Annotated in this window: 12 protein-coding genes; 7 read left to right on the top strand and 5 right to left on the bottom strand. The window is 64.7% G+C overall.

The window, feature by feature from the left end:
* Positions 1 to 165: 165 nt before the first annotated feature.
* On the bottom strand, positions 166 to 3,633 hold the full coding sequence (locus BLT08_RS08575; protein WP_090304948.1) for a PAS domain S-box protein: 3,468 nt from the start codon (positions 3,631 to 3,633) through the stop codon (positions 166 to 168).
* Between the two features lie 178 nt (positions 3,634 to 3,811).
* Positions 3,812 to 4,585: a creatininase family protein gene (locus BLT08_RS08570; protein ID WP_090304947.1), complete on the bottom strand. Its 774-nt coding sequence runs from the start codon at positions 4,583 to 4,585 to the stop codon at positions 3,812 to 3,814.
* Positions 4,586 to 4,713: 128 nt separating this feature from the next.
* Here BLT08_RS08570 and nikR point away from each other — a divergent pair, with 128 nt between their 5' ends.
* Positions 4,714 to 5,142 (top strand): nickel-responsive transcriptional regulator NikR, encoded by a 429-nt coding sequence (gene nikR / locus BLT08_RS08565; protein ID WP_090304946.1) that lies wholly within the window; start codon positions 4,714 to 4,716, stop codon positions 5,140 to 5,142.
* A gap of 17 nt (positions 5,143 to 5,159) precedes the next feature.
* On the opposite strand, the gene BLT08_RS08560 is transcribed toward nikR, so the two are convergent.
* On the bottom strand, positions 5,160 to 6,500 hold the full coding sequence (locus BLT08_RS08560; protein WP_090304945.1) for a metallophosphoesterase: 1,341 nt from the start codon (positions 6,498 to 6,500) through the stop codon (positions 5,160 to 5,162).
* 384 nt (positions 6,501 to 6,884) lie between these two features.
* Between BLT08_RS08560 and BLT08_RS08555 the strand changes: the two genes are divergently transcribed.
* The 4 genes from BLT08_RS08555 to BLT08_RS08540 all read left to right on the top strand — a co-directional run bounded on the left by BLT08_RS08555 (position 6,885) and on the right by BLT08_RS08540 (position 11,457).
* Positions 6,885 to 7,256: a cupin domain-containing protein gene (locus BLT08_RS08555; RefSeq protein ID WP_090304944.1), complete on the top strand. Its 372-nt coding sequence runs from the start codon at positions 6,885 to 6,887 to the stop codon at positions 7,254 to 7,256.
* A gap of 172 nt (positions 7,257 to 7,428) precedes the next feature.
* Positions 7,429 to 7,839: a hypothetical protein gene (locus BLT08_RS08550; protein ID WP_245724192.1), complete on the top strand. Its 411-nt coding sequence runs from the start codon at positions 7,429 to 7,431 to the stop codon at positions 7,837 to 7,839.
* Positions 7,840 to 7,935: 96 nt separating this feature from the next.
* Positions 7,936 to 9,090: an acyl-CoA dehydrogenase family protein gene (locus BLT08_RS08545; RefSeq protein WP_090304943.1), complete on the top strand. Its 1,155-nt coding sequence runs from the start codon at positions 7,936 to 7,938 to the stop codon at positions 9,088 to 9,090.
* A 258-nt stretch (positions 9,091 to 9,348) separates the two neighbouring features.
* Positions 9,349 to 11,457, top strand: a complete 2,109-nt coding sequence (locus tag BLT08_RS08540) for a PAS domain S-box protein (RefSeq protein WP_090304940.1) — start codon at positions 9,349 to 9,351, stop codon at positions 11,455 to 11,457.
* Positions 11,458 to 11,511: 54 nt separating this feature from the next.
* Here the strand turns inward: BLT08_RS08540 and BLT08_RS08535 are convergent, their stop codons facing one another.
* Both BLT08_RS08535 and BLT08_RS08530 read right to left on the bottom strand, forming a co-directional pair.
* Entirely contained in the window at positions 11,512 to 12,096 is a 585-nt protein-coding gene (locus BLT08_RS08535; protein WP_090304938.1) for a HalX domain-containing protein, read from the bottom strand.
* Between the two features lie 341 nt (positions 12,097 to 12,437).
* Positions 12,438 to 14,411, bottom strand: coding sequence for a 3-hydroxyacyl-CoA dehydrogenase/enoyl-CoA hydratase family protein (locus tag BLT08_RS08530; RefSeq protein ID WP_090304936.1), 1,974 nt, complete (start codon positions 14,409 to 14,411; stop codon positions 12,438 to 12,440).
* Between the two features lie 114 nt (positions 14,412 to 14,525).
* Here BLT08_RS08530 and BLT08_RS08525 point away from each other — a divergent pair, with 114 nt between their 5' ends.
* Entirely contained in the window at positions 14,526 to 15,677 is a 1,152-nt protein-coding gene (locus BLT08_RS08525; protein ID WP_090304934.1) for an acyl-CoA dehydrogenase family protein, read from the top strand.
* Positions 15,678 to 15,997: 320 nt separating this feature from the next.
* Positions 15,998 to 17,290 (top strand): amidohydrolase, encoded by a 1,293-nt coding sequence (locus BLT08_RS08520; RefSeq protein WP_090304932.1) that lies wholly within the window; start codon positions 15,998 to 16,000, stop codon positions 17,288 to 17,290.
* Positions 17,291 to 17,417: the final 127 nt, after the last annotated feature.

Raw genomic sequence — 17,417 nt, 5'->3', positions numbered from 1 at the left:
CTCCCTGATCGTCGCCTTCGCCGTTGGGAACGGCGCGTCAGCGCTCGAGTCGTCCCTTCGAACTCGCCAGGGTGCCGGAAAACCGACCGACGGCCGCCAGCCCGCGGTGCCGACCGCTGCCCGCGGTAGGGGGTTCCAGTCCGGCGGTTCGGGATCCGACGAGACTCACTCGGTCGCCGGCAGCGTCATCGAGAACGTCGAGCCCGCCCCGGGTTCGGAGTCGACCCAGATCTGGCCGCCGTGACGTTCGACGATTCGCTGACAGAGCGCGAGCCCGATCCCGGTGCCGTCGTGTTCCTCGTGACTGTGGAGTCGCTGAAAGATCTCGAAGACCCGATCGGCGTCGTCCGGGTCGATACCGATCCCCTCGTCGCTGACCGAGACGGTCCACCGTCGCCCGTCGCGTTCGGCCGAGATGGTCACGCGCGGCTCGCCGTCGCTGTACTCGATCGCGTTCGCGAGCAGGTTCTGGAACACCTGCCGAAGCTGACTTCTGTCGCCGCGGACCGCGGGCAGCGAGTCCGTCGTCTCGATCTCGGTCCCGCTCTCGTCGACCTGGAGCTCGAGGTCCCGTCGCACGTCTTCGAGCACGTCGTCGAGATCCACCGACTCGAACGGATCGCCGCGCGTCTCGACGCGAGAGTACTCGAGCAGTCCGTCGATCATCTCGCGCATCCGATCGGCGCCGTCGACGGCGAACGCGATGAACTCCTCGGCGTCGTCGTCGAGTTCGTCCGCGTAACGGGATTCGATCAGCTGGAGGTAGCTCGTGACCATCCGCAACGGCTCCTGCAGGTCGTGACTGGCGGCGTAGGCGAACTGCTCGAGTCGCTCGTTCGACTCCTCGAGTTTCCGCTCGTAGGCCTTCCGCTCGGTGATATCCTGCACGACGAGCATCCCCCGACGAACGGTGCCGTCGGTGTGAACGGGGAGGGTGTGGGCCAGTAGCTCCCGGCCGTGATAGCGCAGATCGAACGACCGCTCCTCCCCATCGAGTGCGGCTCGGAAGTGAGGTTCGACCGCCTCGAAAATCGACTCGGGATACCGGTCGGCGACCGTCTGCCCGATCACGTCGGCGCGGTCGATCCCGAGCTCATCGAGTAGCTGGCCCCCGGCGGCCGTATACCGCAGATCGTCGTCGTACAGGCCAACGGTCCCGTTCGGGAAGTTCTCCGCGAGGGTTCGGTAGCGCTGTTCGCTCGCCACGAGTTTTCGTTGGCGTTCCTTGCGGTCGGTGACGTCCCGGACGACGCCGACGCGTTCGCGATCGGAATCGGCCACGGAGAGCGCGGTCACCGTCGCTTCGATCGGCACCCGGTCCCCGGTTTTCGTCTCGAGTTCGGTTTCGATCGTCGGGACGTCGCTCTCCTCGGCGGCGATATCCCGTGCGAGATCCATCACCGATTCGTCGACGACGATCGAGGCGTGAGCACCGATCAGTTCGTCGCGGTCGTAGCCGGCCATGGCCGCGTACGCCTCGTTGACGGTCGTGAATCGGCCCTCACCGTCGATGACGTAGATGCCGTCTTTGACCGTCTCGAAGATCGTCTCGTAGGTGATCAGCTCTCGCTCGCGGGCTTTCTCTTCCGTGGTGTCGCGGAAGTAGATAGAGAGCCCGGTTTCGGAGGGATACACCTGCACCTGCGCCCACATCTCCATCGGTTCGAAGTACTGCTCGAACGAGACCGGCTCCTGCGTGGCCAGGGCCGTCTCGTACCGTTCCTCGAGCTCCGAGCCCGCGGCCTCGGGGTAGACGTCCCACAGCTTGGTCCCGAGCAGCTCCGTCCGTGACCGGTCGAGGAGCCGTTCGGCGGTCTCGTTGACGTGCGTGAATCGGAACTCCTCGTCGAGCGCGTAGAAGCCGTCCGAGATGCGACCGAAGATCTCGCTCAGCTCCGTCTCGAGCTCGCTCTTCCGGCGCTCGAGACGACGTTTGCGCTCTTTGAGCGCCGTGATATCCTCCGCGCTGGAGATCACGCGCTCGAGACCGCCGTCGGCGTCGAACACCGGGACGGCGTTGACCGAGAGCCACCGACGTTCGCCCGTCGGCCCCTCGACGACGAGCTCTTCGTCGAGCACCGGTTCGCCGGTTTCCCTGACGCGAGCCGACGGGTTCGATCCGGGCTCGACCGGCTCGCCCGACGCGTCGCGGACGGCCCACTCCCGCACCATCTCCGTCTCGCCGAGCGCCGCCTCCGCCATCGAATCCACGCGTTCCTGTACCCGCTGGTTCGCGAGCACGGTCTCGCCGTCGGCGTCCTCGACCGAGATGCCGATCGGGGCCGTCTGGAGCAGTTTCTGCGTTTGCGTGCGCTCGCGCTCGAGGTGGCGCTCGTGGCGGATCCGATCGAAGATCACCTCGAGGCTCGAGGCGACGATCTTCGCCAGCGAGAGATCCCCGTCGTCGAACTCGGTCGGCTGTTCGGAGCCGATCATGAGGACGCCGTGGTCGCTAATCGGCAGGCAGATCTCGCTCCGAATCGGCGTGTCGGGGTTGTATACGTCCGAATCGGTCGTGACGTCGTCGTAGACGACCGGTTCGCCGGTCTCGAAGACGCGCCACGCGATTCCCTCTCCCGGTGCGAACGACGGGATGTCGCCGAGCAGCGTCTCCGCCGGTTCGGACCAGCCGGCGGGGCGAAGCAGCTGCGTGTCGTCGTCGTAACAGAACACGCCGTTGATCTCGAGGTCGAGGATCTCCCGAACGTGGCGGCTCGCCAGTTCGGCGACCCGCTCGCGGGAGTCCTCGGCGAGCCACTCGCGGACGGCCTCGTTCAGCCGTCGCAGCTGGCTCGCCCGGTCGTGCTGTGCGGTGACGTCGTAGTACAGTTCGATTCGGCCGCCGGCGTATCGTCCGGTCTCGATTGGTTTGCTCCGGTGTTCGAGCCAGCGCTCCTCGCGCTCGCCGCTCGCGGTGACGTGACATTCGAAGCGCTCGACGGCGGTGTTGTCCGCGTAGGTTGCGGTGACGGTCTCGGTGAACGCGTCCGGATCGGCGAGCCGATCGGCGATCGTCTCGTCGATCAGCCGGTGTTTGTCTCGGCCGAGGACCGCCTCCCGGTCGAGACCGAAGTATCGCTCGGTCGCCTCGTTGATCCACGCGACGTCGAACTCGTCGTCGAGCACGAAGACGCCGACGTCGGCCGCCTCGAGGACCGTCGTCGCCGCTTCGAACGTGGCAGACTGTGAGGGAGCGCTCGTTCGTTCGGACACGCTGTCGGTCTCGGTGACGGACTCCTCGCGTTCCCGAACGGTCACGATCGATCCCCGAAATCGGCCGCCAACGCTGACGCCGTTCGCTCGGCACTCACAGGGAATCGTGGTGCCGTCGCTCGTTCGGAGCGGGAACTCGAGGGACGTGACGCCGTCGGCGTCGTTTCGAACGGCTCCTTCGAGGGCCTCGGCGTTCGACCTCGAAAACAGGAGCGAGACGTGTTCGCCGAGGACGGCGTCGCGCGCGTAGCCCGTCGTCTCGAGAAGTGCGTCGTCGATCGCGAGGAACCGGTCGTCGGCATCGAGCCGAAAGACGCCGTCTCCGACCGTGTCGACGAGTGCCTGGCAACACTCTCTCGTCGCCCGGTCGTCGCCGGCCGTCCAGAAACTCGTTCCCGACGACTCCGTTCGGTCGCTCATTATCTGTGTCAGGCGTTTCGGGCGCATAAGTCCAGCGAGACGAGAAGGCCGGTTCGCGGCGTCCTCGACCCGCCCTTCGGCGGCCCCCGTCCCTCGAGCGAAACGGGTACGACACGGGCCGCACGACGCTCGAGTAGGCGTGATCCGACGCGGAGTATCGCCGGTTTCCCGACGGCGGCTACGGCTCGAGCTGGGGCTCGGGCATGAGATCGTCGACCGGCCGCGCGTCGAGCCACTCGAGCAGCGAGACGAGTTGATCCGTCGCGGCCTCGAACAGCTCCTCGCCGATTTCGGGCGTCGCGTCCGTCTGGTCGCCGAAGACGCCGTTCGGACTGTTCTCGATACAGTCGTAGAAGGTGGTCGCCCCGTGGACTCGCTCGGCGTCGTAATCGAAGATTGCGCCGCCGTCGCGGGCCTCCTCGAGTCGCTCTTTCCGGACGAGTTCGTTCGCGATATGCATGATCATCGCGGTCTCCTTGGGACCGCCGTGGGGGCCCGGCGTCTCGAAGACCTCTTCGATCAGCCCGGGGATCGATTCGTCCCACATCCACTCGATGGCGTACGCCGTCCCGTCGTCGTGGAGCCGCCGGCCGACCTCTCGGAGGTGGGCGACGTTGCCCCCGTGGGCGTTAACGTAGACGATGCGGTCGATGCCGTGAGCGGTGAGGTTTCTCGAGAGGCTCTCGACGTAGTCCCGGAAGACGGGCGCGTCGACCCACATCGTGCCGGGGAACTGCCGGTGGTGGGAGCTGACGCCGATCCGAACCGGCGGCGTGCAGAGATACCCCGTCCGATCGGTCGCCTCCCGGGCGAGCGCCTCGGCGATCAGGTGGTCGGTCCCCTCGGGAAGATGGGGACCGTGCTGTTCGGTCGAGCCGAGCGGGACGACCGCGAGCGATTCGTCCGCGACGTACTCGCCGACCTCCGGCCAGGTTCGGTTTGGAAGGTACATACACGCTGCTCACGGTCGAGTCGGAAAACAGTGTGTGCCGGCGAACCGCCGCGACCGGACACCGACCGACCGGCTCGAGCGCCGGATATATGATAAGGCTTAATAGATTTTGCCCCGCGAGTTATTATATGGCAGTCGTAAGCGTCTCCATGCCGGACGAACTCCTCGAGCGACTCGACCAGTTTGCGGACGAACACGGCTACACCGGCCGCAGCGAAGTCGTCCGAGAGGCCTCCCGTAACCTCCTCGGCGAGTTCGAGGATACCCGTCTCGAAGAGCGAGAGCTGATGGGTATCGTTACCGTCCTCTTCGACTACGAGACGACCAGCGTCGAAGAGCGCATGATGCACCTGCGCCACGAACACGAGGATCTCGTGGCCTCGAACTTCCACAGCCACGTCGGCGACCACTACTGCATGGAACTGTTCGTCCTGGAGGGCGAACTCGAGGACATCTCCACGTTCGTCGGAAAGATTCGCGCGACCAAGGACGCGCTGACCGTCGACTACTCCGTGATCCCCGTCGACAGCTTCGATCCGATCTCACAGGACAACTAGACGACGCATACGGTTTCTTATGGAGCCGCTTCCTCCTCCCGGGAAGGAGCGGCCGTCTCTTTCTCGACGACGTATCGGTCTGGCAGTTCGGGGCGAGGCTCCCGGCCGACGGTGAAAAACCGCTCAGTGCGCGTCAGTTCGTCCGGCGCGGGGCTGGGCTTCGTGATCTCTTCGAATTCGACGGCCACACCCGACGATTCGGGGGTGATACGGACGGCAGCAAGCTGGTAGGACGGGTGGAAGACCGGCGGGAGAATCCCGATGATCCCGTCTTTGCGGTGGAGTCGCTTCAGCCACGTTCCGCTATTGACGAGGATTCCGCCGTCGATTTCCGTGATCGTCGGTCGGTGCGTGTGGCCGTAGCAGAAGACCGTCGTCTCCGGTTGCTCGGCGAAGACGTCGGCGGCGGCCTCCTCGTACGGCGTTTCGGGATCGACGGTCATCTCGGTCTCGAACACCCCGAACCGGTCGACGGTCTTTCTGATGTCGCGTCGGATAAAGTGCAGCGGGATGCCGACGAGCAACAGCAAGCCGGCGACGGTCGCGTTGAGGGCGAGGAAGAACCAGGCCACCGTCCCGGCCGTGCCGAACTGACCGAGGAAAGTCTCCGTCCGATCGACCGGCATCGACCAGATCCCCGCGAGATCCAGCCCCGCCAGCACCGCGATGATCGCACTGATGTTGAACAGTAGCAGGAACGGAACCAACGAGTACCGCAACAGCGGGTTCATCTCCCGATAGAAGTACTTCGAGAGGAGCCACACCGGCATTCGTTCGGTCGGCGTCACCGCCTGTACGTCCTTCAGCCAGTTGTACCGTCCGCGATCCGAAAGTTGTCCTGCGCGGCTCGTGACGAGCGTGTTGTAGAAGTAGCCAAGCGGCGTCGAGTGGGGATTCCCCCAGTCGTCGATTCGATTGTTCGGATCCTGCTGGTGGCCGTGCTCGAAGTGAATCGCCTGTTCGCCGACCGACCGCGTGATCGACTGCTCCTGAACGAGCGTCACGTTGTACGCGGCGAGGCGCTCGACGTACTCGTCGTACGCGGCGAGTTCGTGGTCGTGATTCCCCGGCAGGAGCGTGATCGGAACGTTCTCGCCGGTCGCACGCAACTGCTCGAAGAGTTGCGGATACGTCTCTTCGAGCACGTCGAACTTTTCGATCCCCTCGACCGTCGTAAACTCCCACAGCCCGAACGCGTCGCCGTTGATGATCAGTTCGGCGTTCTCGTCGGTCGCTTCCAGTCGCTCGAGAAACTCGTACAACTCGTCGAGAAACTCGACTTCCTCGAGCTGTTCGTCGCCGCCGATGTGAAGGTCACTAATGACGTAGTAGACCGGATCACCGGAGTCGGAGGCCATTATCTTCCCCAACTCCGGCTACCCCTCAAAAAAGGTTGTCTTCTTCGCGTGTTCCGGTCACAGCGATAGCACGATGCACCCGTCTCGATCGGAGCCGCCGATGCGCGCTGGTCGGAACGGAATCGAACTGGTCGCTCACAGTCCGGTTCGTCCGGAATACCCACAACAGTTATGCCCGGTCCCTCCCCAATGGTACACTGTACCAATGTCCGCCTGTTGTGAACCCGACTGCGCCTGTGAGCCGGTCTGTACGTGTGGCGACGACTGCAGTTGCGACGACTGTTAGCCGCGACGCCACGCTCGAGGCACCGCCCCGGTCGAACGATTTCTCGCCGTCCGTCGCGGAACGCGTAGTTTTACTGGTTTCCCGTCCAATGGAGAGCCATGAGCTATCGGAAGGTAAACTACGAGGACGTCGATCAGGTCTCGAGTGCGATGCACTTCTTGAGCGATCCGCTCGAGACCGAACACGTCGGCGTGACGGTCGCACGCTGCGATCCGGGCTGGAACAGCAAGCCACACGATCACACGGACAACGAGCACGAGGAGGTCTACGTGCTGATCGAGGGGGCGGCGACCGTCGTCATCGACGACGAACCGGTCGAGATGGAGACCGGCGACGCGCTGTGGATCCCGCCGGCATCGACGCGACAGATCCGCAACGGCGACGAGGAGAGCGCCTTCGTCCTCGTCAGCGCACCGAGCATCGGCGACGACGACGACGACGAGTGGCTGCTCTCCGGGTTCGCCGGCTGAGTCGTCGATCGGTACGGCTTTTGCCGTGTTTTTGACTCGACCCAACCAATCTCCGAAACCCGGCGGGACGATTTAGTGGCCCGCCCCCGTCGGATCGGCCGGGTGACGATCGATCTACTCGAAACATCACGCGCTCGTCTCGTTCGCTGTCGCCAGCGTCCTCGCCTACGCGCTGTCACCGGTCGCGATCCTCGGCTATTCGGTTCCAACAGTGGTTCTCGTCGGCTACGGCACCGCGGTGGGCGTGCTCGTCGACCTCGATCACTTCCTCATCGCTCGGCTCAAGACGGGCCGTTGGACCGCCGTGAGGTTCTGTCTCGCGAACCCCACTGCGGCCGTCGCCGACCAACAGCGGATCTTCGACGCGGGTGACGTCGGACTCCTCTCGCGGCTGGCGAGCCACCTCCTCATCGTCGGCGTCGTCGTCCCGCTACTCGCGGTCTCGAGTGTCCCTCTCGCGATTCTGACCGGCACCGTGCTCTACGTCCACATCCTCAGTGACGTGCTCTGGGATCGCTGGCGTCTGGAACGGCAAGCCGACGAGACCGCGACTGCGGACGAACTGGTCCGCGCGCTTCGATGAACGGGGATTCGCCGATCGGCCGCGTTCCGCCGTGAGGGAGCGAAGCTTGCACTGTTGCCCCGCGAATATATCCACCTCGCTGTCGTGTGACAGGATATGGATCTACTCGAGGAGAGTATCGTTCCGGATCACGCCCACGAGATCAAGGCCGAGGCTCGCGAGTTCGCTCGCGAACACATCGAACCGAACGCGCAGAAACACTATCAGGAGGGGACCTACCCGGAGGAGATCCTCGAGGCCGGTCAGGAGGCGAACCTCGTCGCCCAGGACATTCCGGAGGAGTGGGGCGGTCGCGGGCTCGACCTCCCGCAGTTGCTCGCGCTCACCGAGGAGTTCTACCGCGCGGACGCGGGCATCGCGCTGACGCTCCAGTTGGCGAGTTTCGGCTGCAAGATGACCTACAACTACGGGACCGACGAGCAGTGCGAGGAGTACATCCAGCCGGTCGCGAACGGCGAGCAGCGCTCGGGGCTCGCGGTCTCGGAACCCGACACCGGCAGCGATCTCACGGGGATGGAGACGACGGCGGAGAAAGACGGCGACGAGTACGTCCTCAACGGCGAAAAGTACTGGATCGGGAACGGCGTCGAAGCGGACTGGATCACGCTCTACGCGCGGACGGACGACGACGAGACCAACCGGTACGGCAACCACTCGCTCTTTATCGTACCGACGGACACCGACGGCTACGAGGCCGAGCACATCCCCGAGAAGATGGCGATGCGCGCCTCGAAGCAGGCCCACATCGAACTCGAGGACTGTCGCATCCCCGAGGAGAACCTGATCGGCTCGGAGGGAGCGGGCTTCTGGATGCTCGCGGAGTTCTTCAACCACGGACGGATCGCCGTCTCCGGGCACGGTCTCGGACTCGCGGCGGCCGCCATCGAGGAGACCTGGGAGTTCGTCCACGACCGCGAACAGTTTGGCCGAACGATCAGCGACTTTCAGGCGGTTCAACACGGGCTCGCGGACATGCTGATGGGCTTCGAACGCGCCCGGTCGCTCGCCTGGCGAGCCTGCGAGAAGGTCGAAAACGGCGAGAACGAGGGCTACTGGGCGGCGCTGTCGAAGACGAGCGCGACGGAGACGGCCGTCGACGTCGCCGAACGTGGGATGCAGTTCCACGGCGGTCGATCGGTGCTCGACGAACGACGGATCGCTCGCGTCTATCGCGACGTCCGCATCCCCGTCATCTACGAGGGGGCGAACGAGATCCAGCGGAACCTGATCTACGGGCAGGCGCCGTCATAACGGGGATCGACTCGGACGACGCCGATCACGGTATCGCGCGCTCCCGCCTCCACAGGTCCGTTCTCGCCTCTCGAACGTGACCACGACCTCGGCCGAAACCACCAACACGTCTGACTGCGGACGAACAGGAGTGATGCCCTGCGGGCCGGCCAGCGCAAAAATTGTGTCGAAAGAACAATCTGTTGCGGTCGCCTCCGATCAGCTAGCACCGACGATCCCCCGTGATGGAGATGGATATCCCGACGGAGTTCAGCTGAGATGAGCCGACCACGCGTCCTCTGTGTGAGTAGCGATCGCTCGACGCGAGCGTCCGTGACGCTCGCGCTGACCGACACCGCGGTCAACGTCGTCGTCGCCCAGTGTACTTCCGACGCCGTCGAGCGACTCGCACAGCAATCGATCGACGCGATCGTCATCGACGCGAGCACGGTCGCGAACGTGCCGGCGCTCGTCGACACCGTCGAATCTGAGTCGCCGGAGACGCCGACGTTCGTTCACTGGGGCGACACCGAAACGGACGCGGGATCCGTCGCCGTCCTCAGCGAAGTAGTCGCGCGCACCGAGGACACCGAGTCACCGGATCGGCTGGCCGACGCCGTCGCGGGACGTATCGACGCTGATTCGAGTGCCACGGCAAACGACGCCCGTAGCGACTCGAGCGCGGCCGACGAGACTGACGAATCGACCGCAGCCGGCGGCTCGAGTGCGACGGAGGGAGCCCTCGGGACGGACGGCGACCGGCGTATCCCCGACCTCCCGGACGATCTCGAGGCCATCGTCAGCGGCGTCAGACGACGCCTCGTCGACGTGACTTCGCCCGTCGCCGTCGAACGAATCCTCCGCGAGGAGTTCACGGCTACCGACCGGTTCGGGTTCGCCTGGGTCGGCGAGTACGATCGCGGTGAGCGCGAGGTCGTCCCGTGGCTGACCGATCCGGACAGCATGGAGTGGCCGATGCAACGGACCTTCCCCATCGGCGACGGCGAGCACCCGTTGCTCGAACGCGCACTGCGAACGGGCGAACTGCAGACGCTCCAACACATCGCGAACAATCGCGACGACGTTCCGTTCGGTGACCACGCGTTCGATCGGGGCGTCCACGCTATCGCCGTCGCCCCACTTTCCTCCAGCGACGACGTCTACGGCGTGTTCGTCGTCTACGCCCTCGAGCCGTTCGCCGAGGCGGAACGGACGGCGATTCGCGCGGCCGCCGACGCGAGTTCGCACGTCCTCGAGACGATCGTCGCCCGCGGAGCCCTCGAGCAACAGGAGCGCAGCCTCCGGCGATACGAGCGCCTCGTCGAGACCGCCGGCGACGGCATGTACGTCCTCGACGAACACGGCCACTTCATGACGGTCAACGACGCCCTCACGGAGATGACCGGCTACAGCCGCGAGGGATTACTCGGCGAACACGCCTCGCTGGTCTTCGATCCGGACGATATCGAGGCCGGCGAGGCGAAGATTCGCTCGCTGCTCTCCAGCGGGACCGGAACCGACACCCTCGAACTGTACCTCGAGACGAAAACCGGCGACCGAATCCCGTGCGAGGTCCAGATCGCCGTGCTCGTCCACGACGGGGAGTATCTGGGTTCGGTCGCCGTCATCCGCGACATCACCGAACGCAAGCGCAGCGAGCGGAAACTCCGCGAGCAGAACGAGCGCCTCGACGCCTTCGCGCGAATCGTCAGTCACGACCTCCGAAACCCGTTGAGCGTCGCCCAGGGCTATCTCGACCTGCTCGAGGAGACCGAATCGCTCGAGCACGCCGAAAACGTCCGCGACGGCCTCGATCGAATGGAATCGATCGTCGAGGACGTCCTGGCGATCGCCCGCGACGGCCAGTGGGCGACCGACACCGAACCCGTCGATCTCGAGTCGGTCGCCCACGATGCCTGGGAGTACGTTTCTACGGCCGACGCGTCGCTCTCCGTCGCGGAAACGACCGCCATCGAAGCCGATCGGTCGCGGCTGTTGCGGTTGCTCGAGAACCTGTTTCGAAATGCGGTGGAACACGGCTCGACGAGCCCTGCGTCACGGGCTCAGGGAGAAACGGGCAACGACGGTGACACAGGGCTCTCAGTTCGAATCGGGCTCCTCGAGTCGGGCGACGGGGTGGACGTCGAGCCGCGCGGCTTCTTCGTCGAGGACGATGGTGCGGGGTTGCCCGAGAATATGCGCCAGGAGTTGTTCGATCCGTCCGTCTCGTCGTCGTCGGACGGGCTCGGAATCGGGCTGTGGGTCGTCAGAGAAGTCGCTACTGGACACGGCTGGTCGGTTACCGCAGCGGAGAGCGAAGCCGGAGGGGCCCGGTTCGAGTTCGCGTTCGACGCCGAGTCGGACGACCGGCGTCGTTGTCTCAACTGAAACGAGTTACACACTGATCGCACGAGTGCTGTGCGATTGGGTGTGCATCGGCGTTCAGTGGCTGCTACAGTTCTCGGACTGGAGATCCTGAAACGCGCCGACGAAGTCGTCGTGGGAGGTCATCCCGGAGACCGTCTCGTCGACCCGTTTCTCGAGTTCAGCGACGCGCTCGTGGAGCTCTTGGTACTCCTCGTTGTCCGCGAGTTCGCGGTCGGCCTTCTCGGACTCCAGCAGCGCTTTCTTCGAGACGAGCGCGTAGTACTCCTGGATGTCCGACTCGTACTCCGATCGATCGGCGACGTTGTCGACGATGTCGACGAGTTCGTCCTTCGAGACCGGCTTGACCAGATAGTCGTCGAAGCCCATCTCGATGATGTCGAAGTCGGGATCGACCGCCGTGACCATTACCACCCGCGAGTCGTAGCCGGCGTCCCTGATCTTCGCCAGCACTTCGTCACCGGAAAGCCCCGGCATGCGGCGGTCCAGCAGCACGACCTCGACGGAGTCGGCCATCTTCTCGAGCGCCTCTTCGCCGTCGTAGGCCGTATCGGCGCGCCACTCGCTCTGCAGCCACGCGGCGAACAGGTCGGCGAGTCGAGACTCGTCGTCTACGACGAGTACTTCGAGATTCTCACTCATTGGTTGCCCCCTCGGTTCTCATCATCGAATACTGCCACGGGCCACCAATGGTACCTCTTGGTGATAAATCTCGCGACCAGTTGTCAGAACACAGACTGCTTTGGACTGACTCTGACGCGGCGTACTCGATAACCGAGAGACACAACTACGGAGTAGTGACCGTCTCAAAATCATAGTCGTTCCGAGAGACGCGGTTACAGCGGACTCGCGGAGACGCCGATCGTAACCGGTGTCGATGGTCGGCGACCGGCGTCGGCCGCGGATTCCGACGCCGCGTTACGTCTCGTCGAACTCGGGCTCCCGTCCGAACGACTCGCGCTGTGAGCCGTTCGACGCTCGCCTTACTTGCCCTCGAAGTTCGGCTCACCGTCGCCCATGAAGGCCGTCATCCCCTCCATGAGGTCGTCGGTCGCCATCAGGTGACCGAACGCGGAGGCCTCGTACTCGAGGCCGGCGTCGGTGTCGTCGCGACCGGCGAGCATCGCGCGCTTGGTGAACTTCTGGGCGATCGGTGGCCCGCCCGCGAGATCGGCCGCCAGATCGAGTGCCGTATCCTCGAGTTCGTCGTTGTCGACGACATCGTTGACGAAGCCGTAGTCTGCCATCGTCTCGGCCTCGTAGCGCTCGGCCGTGAGGATGATCTCCTTCGCGCGGCCCTCACCGACGATGTGTTTGAGCCGCTGGGTGCCGCCCCAGCCGGGGAGCAGCCCGAGATCGAGTTCGGGCTGGCCGAACGACGATCGCTCGCTCGCGACGCGCATGTCGGCACAGGTCGCCAGCTCCATCCCGCCGCCGAGACAGAAGCCGTCGACGCCGGCGACGACGGGCATGTCGCAGGCCTCGAGCTTGCCGAACGTGGACTGGCCCTTCTTCGAGAGCTCCTGGGCCTGAATCGGGTCCGCGCCGCCCGCGGCCATGCTCTGGACGTCCGCACCCGCGGAGAAGGCCTTCTCACCCTCGCCGGTGATCAGGATCGAGCGAACTTCGTCGTCGTCCTCGAGCAGATCGATCGCCGCCGAGAGCTCCTCGAGCAATTCGTCGCTGATCGTGTTCATTCGGTGGGGTCGGTCGAGGACGATGTGGCCGACCATGTCCCCGGGGTACTCGACGCGGATGGCGTCGAAGTCGGTCCGCCCGTCGTCTCCCTCTTGCTCGTAGAAGCCGCCCTCGCCGGCGCGTTCCTCGAGATAGTCGGCGGGCTCGTAGCGCGCGTGGCCCGTCTTCTCGTAGGCCTCCTCGAGCGTCTCGAGGGCCTTCTCGACGCCGAACTGGTCGACCATCTTCACGGGGCCGTCGGGGAAACCGGCGCCGAGTTTGGTCGCCTCGTCGATGGACGCCGGCGGTGCGACGTCGTTACCGATCAGTTTAGCGACTTCGTTGGCCATCGAGGCGACCAGTCGCGCCTTGACGAGGTCGGACTGCTCGTCGGTCGGGATCTCGGCGCCCGGACCGTCCTCGTAGTCGTAGAAGCCCTTGCCGGTCTTCTTGCCGAGCTCCTCCTTTTCGACCTTTTCGACGAACAGCGGGCTCGGCTCGTAGGCCTCGCCCAGCACCTCGTGCATGTAATCGAGGACGTGATAGCCGACGTCGATCCCGGTGAGATCGGCGAGTTCGAACGAGCCCATCGGGAGCCCCATGTCGTACTTCGTCGTCGAGTCGACCTCCGAGATGGTCGCCTCGTCGTCGCTCACGAGCCAGCAGGCCTCGTTCATCAGGGGAACGAGCACGCGGTTGACGATGAATCCGGGCGAATCTTTGTGCACGCGCACGGGCGATTTCCCGATGTCGTCGGCCAGTTCCTCGATGACGTCGAGCGTCTCCTCGTCGCTTTCGGCTCCCGAGATGACCTCGACGAGGTCCATCCGGACCGGCGGGTTGAAGAAGTGCATCCCGCAGAACTGCCCGGGCCGCTCGGTGAACTCGGCGAGTTTCGTGATCGAGAGACTCGAGGTGTTCGTCGCGAAAATCGCGCGGTCGGGGGCGACCGCCTCGAGTTCGGTGTAGACGTCCTCTTTGATCTCCATCTGCTCCGGCACGGCCTCGATGACGACGTCCGCGTCGCCACAGGCCTCTTCCATGTCGACGAGCGGGGTGACTCGTTCCAAGGCGGCGTCGGCCTCCTCCTCGCTGAGCTGGTCGTTCTCGGCGAGTTTCCCGAGCGACCACTCGATCTGGTCGTAACCGTTTTGCACGAACTCGTCTTTGATGTCGCGCATATTGACGTCGTAGCCAGCCATCGCGACGACCTCCGCGATGCCGTGGCCCATATTCCCTGCGCCGAGAACTGCGACGGTGTTGATATCTTCTAACTCCATGGGTACACATGCAATCGGCACGTGTTTCAACGTTTCCCTCCGCTTGGTAGAAACTACAGTTCAGTTTACTCCCGGTTACAAAGTTCTTTACCGCTGGCCTAGGAACACGTTCACATGGAATTCGGTCTCTCCGAAGAGCAGGAACAGATTCGCGAGGAAGTCGAGCGGTTCGCCAAGAACGAAATCGTCCCCGAAGCCGAGAAGTACGACGTCGAAGAGACGTTCCCCCACGAAATCGTCGACAAGGCCGCTGACATGGGACTCGTCGGCTCGTCGATCCCGATCGAGTACGGCGGCGCGGGCTACTCGACGCTCGAGTCGGTGCTCATCGCCGAGGAGCTGTTCTCCTGGGATCCCGGCATCGCGCTCTCGATCATGGCCTGTTCGTTCGGGACCGAAGCCATCCGGGAGTTCGGGAACGAAGACCAGAAGGAACGCTTCTTAGAGCCCGTCGCGATGGGCGAGAAGATTTCGGGCGCCGCGATTTCGGAACCCGACACCGGCTCCGACGTCTCCTCGGTCTCGACGCGCGCCGAAAAGGACGGCGACGAGTGGGTCGTCAACGGCAACAAGATGTGGATCACCAACGGCACCGTCGGCGACTTCTTCGTCGTCCTCTGTAAGACCAACCCCGACGCCGAGGGTCGGTACAACGGCTTCAGTCAGATCGTCGTCGAGTCCGACCGCGACGGCTTCAGTTCGGACAAGATCACCGGCAAACTCGGCATTCGAGCGTCGGACACCGCCGAACTCATCTTCGACGACGTTCGCGTCCCCGAGGAGAACCTCATCGGCACGCAGGACGCCGCCTTCATGCAGCAGATGCAGTTCTTCGACGCCACCCGAACCGGCGTCGCCGCACAGGGCGTCGGCATCGCCAAAGGGGCGCTCCGCGCGGCCCTCGAGTACGCCCAGGACCGCGAGCAGTTCGGCCAGCCGATCAGCGAGTTCCAGGCCATCCAGCACAAACTCGCCGACATGGCGACCCAAACCGAGGCCGCCCGCAACCTGACCTACAAGGCCGCCTGGAACGTCGACCAGGGCAACGACATCACGAAACTCGCCTCGATGGCCAAGGAGTACACCTCCCGCGTCGCCGTCGACGTCTCCAACGAGGCCGTCCAGATCCACGGCGGCTCCGGCTACGTCAACGACTTCCCCGTCGAGCGCTTCTACCGCGACTCGAAGATCACCCAGATCTACGAGGGAACCTCCGAGATCCAGAAGAACGTGATCGCGCGGGAACTGCTCGGCAAGGGATTCTAGAGACGTAGTTTTACTGTCTCGTGACTGAGCGAGTCAACGATTCGTGAGGTCTGCGAGATCTTCGATCTCGCTCGATGACGAAAGACGCCGAAGGCGGCTTTCGAACCACGGGTGCGCCTCCGGCGCCCCTCGGGAAAAATTCGATTCAAAACGCACCTCCGTCCGTTCTTTCGCTCCTTTCAGCCGCTCTCTCACCAGTCATCGGTCCACTCGAAGCCTGAGGGCTGCCCTCAATGGATGACTTCGACCGGGTTCTTGACCCTCTGAATCGTCCGGGCGTGACCATGTGACTATTAGCGCAGGTCGAAAACATTCGCTCGATGGTGACGCTTTCGGTGACCGGCGGCGACGTACTGTTGCCGGATCTGACGACCACACGCGCGGACGTACTGATCGATCGAGACTCCGGCACGATCCTCGAGATCGGATCCGACCTCGAGGGTGACGAGACGCTCGACGCCGAAGGGGCCCTCGTGACGCCCGGATTCGTCAACGGCCACTGTCACACGCCGATGACGCTGCTTCGCGGTTTCGCCGACGACAAGCCGTTGGATCACTGGCTCGAGGAAGACATCTGGCCCGCCGAGAGCGAATTTACGGCCGCCGACGTCCGAGCGGGCGCCGAGTTGGGAGTCCTCGAGTCGATCACGTCCGGCGTGACGGGGTTTGCCGATATGTATTTCCACGCGCCCGAAATCGCCGCCGTCGTCGATCGAGCGGGCGTCCGCGCCCTGTTGGGACACGGGATCGTGACCGTCGGAAAAGCCGAGGAAGCCGCGCGGGCCGACGCCGAGGAGAGCCTCGCGTTCGCCCGCGAGTACGACGGCGCGGCCGAGGGTCGCATCTCGACGGCGTTCATGCCCCACTCGTTGGTCACGGTCGGGGCCGAGTACCTCGAGGAGTTCGTTCCGAAAGCCCGCGCGGCCGGCCTTCCGGTCCACTACCACGCGAACGAGACGCAGAACGAAGTGTCGCCGATCGTCGAGAACCACGGCGTTCGACCGCTCGCGTACGCGGCCGAACGGGGGCTGCTCGAACCCGAAGATTTCGTCGCTCACGGCGTTCACGTCGACGACCGCGAGATCGAACTGCTGTCGGACGCGGGGACGAGCGTGATCCACTGCCCGGCCTCGAACATGAAACTCGCCAGCGGGATGGCTCCGGTCCAGCGCATGCTCGAGGCGGGGGTCTCGATCGGGTTGGGAACCGACGGCGCGGCTTCGAACAACGATCTCTCGATGCTCGACGAGGCCCGCGACGCGGCCATGTTGGGGAAGATCGCCGCTGACGACGCCGGAGCGGTCTCCGCCGAGACGGTCGTCGAGTTGCTGACCCGCGGGGGCGCGAGGGCACTCGGATTCGACGCCGGGCGACTCGAACCGGGCGCGCCGGCCGATCTGGCCGTAATCGACCTCGAGAAGCCCCATCTGACGCCGTCTCACGATCTCGTGAGCCACCTCGTCTACGCGGCGACGGCCGCCGACGTTCGACACACCGTCTGCGACGGCCGAGTTCTCATGCGCGACCGCGACGTCCGAACCCTCGACGAATCGGCGGTGTTGGACCGCGCCGAGACGGCGGCCGAAGAGATCGCGGCTCGGGTCGGAGCGTGACCGCCTCGGGACGAGAGTTCGAGCAGGAAACGGCGAGCGATACTGACAACGCGACGGACACCGCGTCGCCCCCGGGCCGTGATACCGTCCGTTCCCAGTCCGACCTCGCTCCGTTCTCGGTCGACCG

Origin of the sequence: Natronorubrum texcoconense, assembly GCF_900100335.1 — an archaeon.
Taxonomy (GTDB): domain Archaea; phylum Halobacteriota; class Halobacteria; order Halobacteriales; family Natrialbaceae; genus Natronorubrum; species Natronorubrum texcoconense.
Note: the sequence above shows the minus strand (reverse complement) of the source record. Positions and strands in the feature narration are given on the sequence as shown.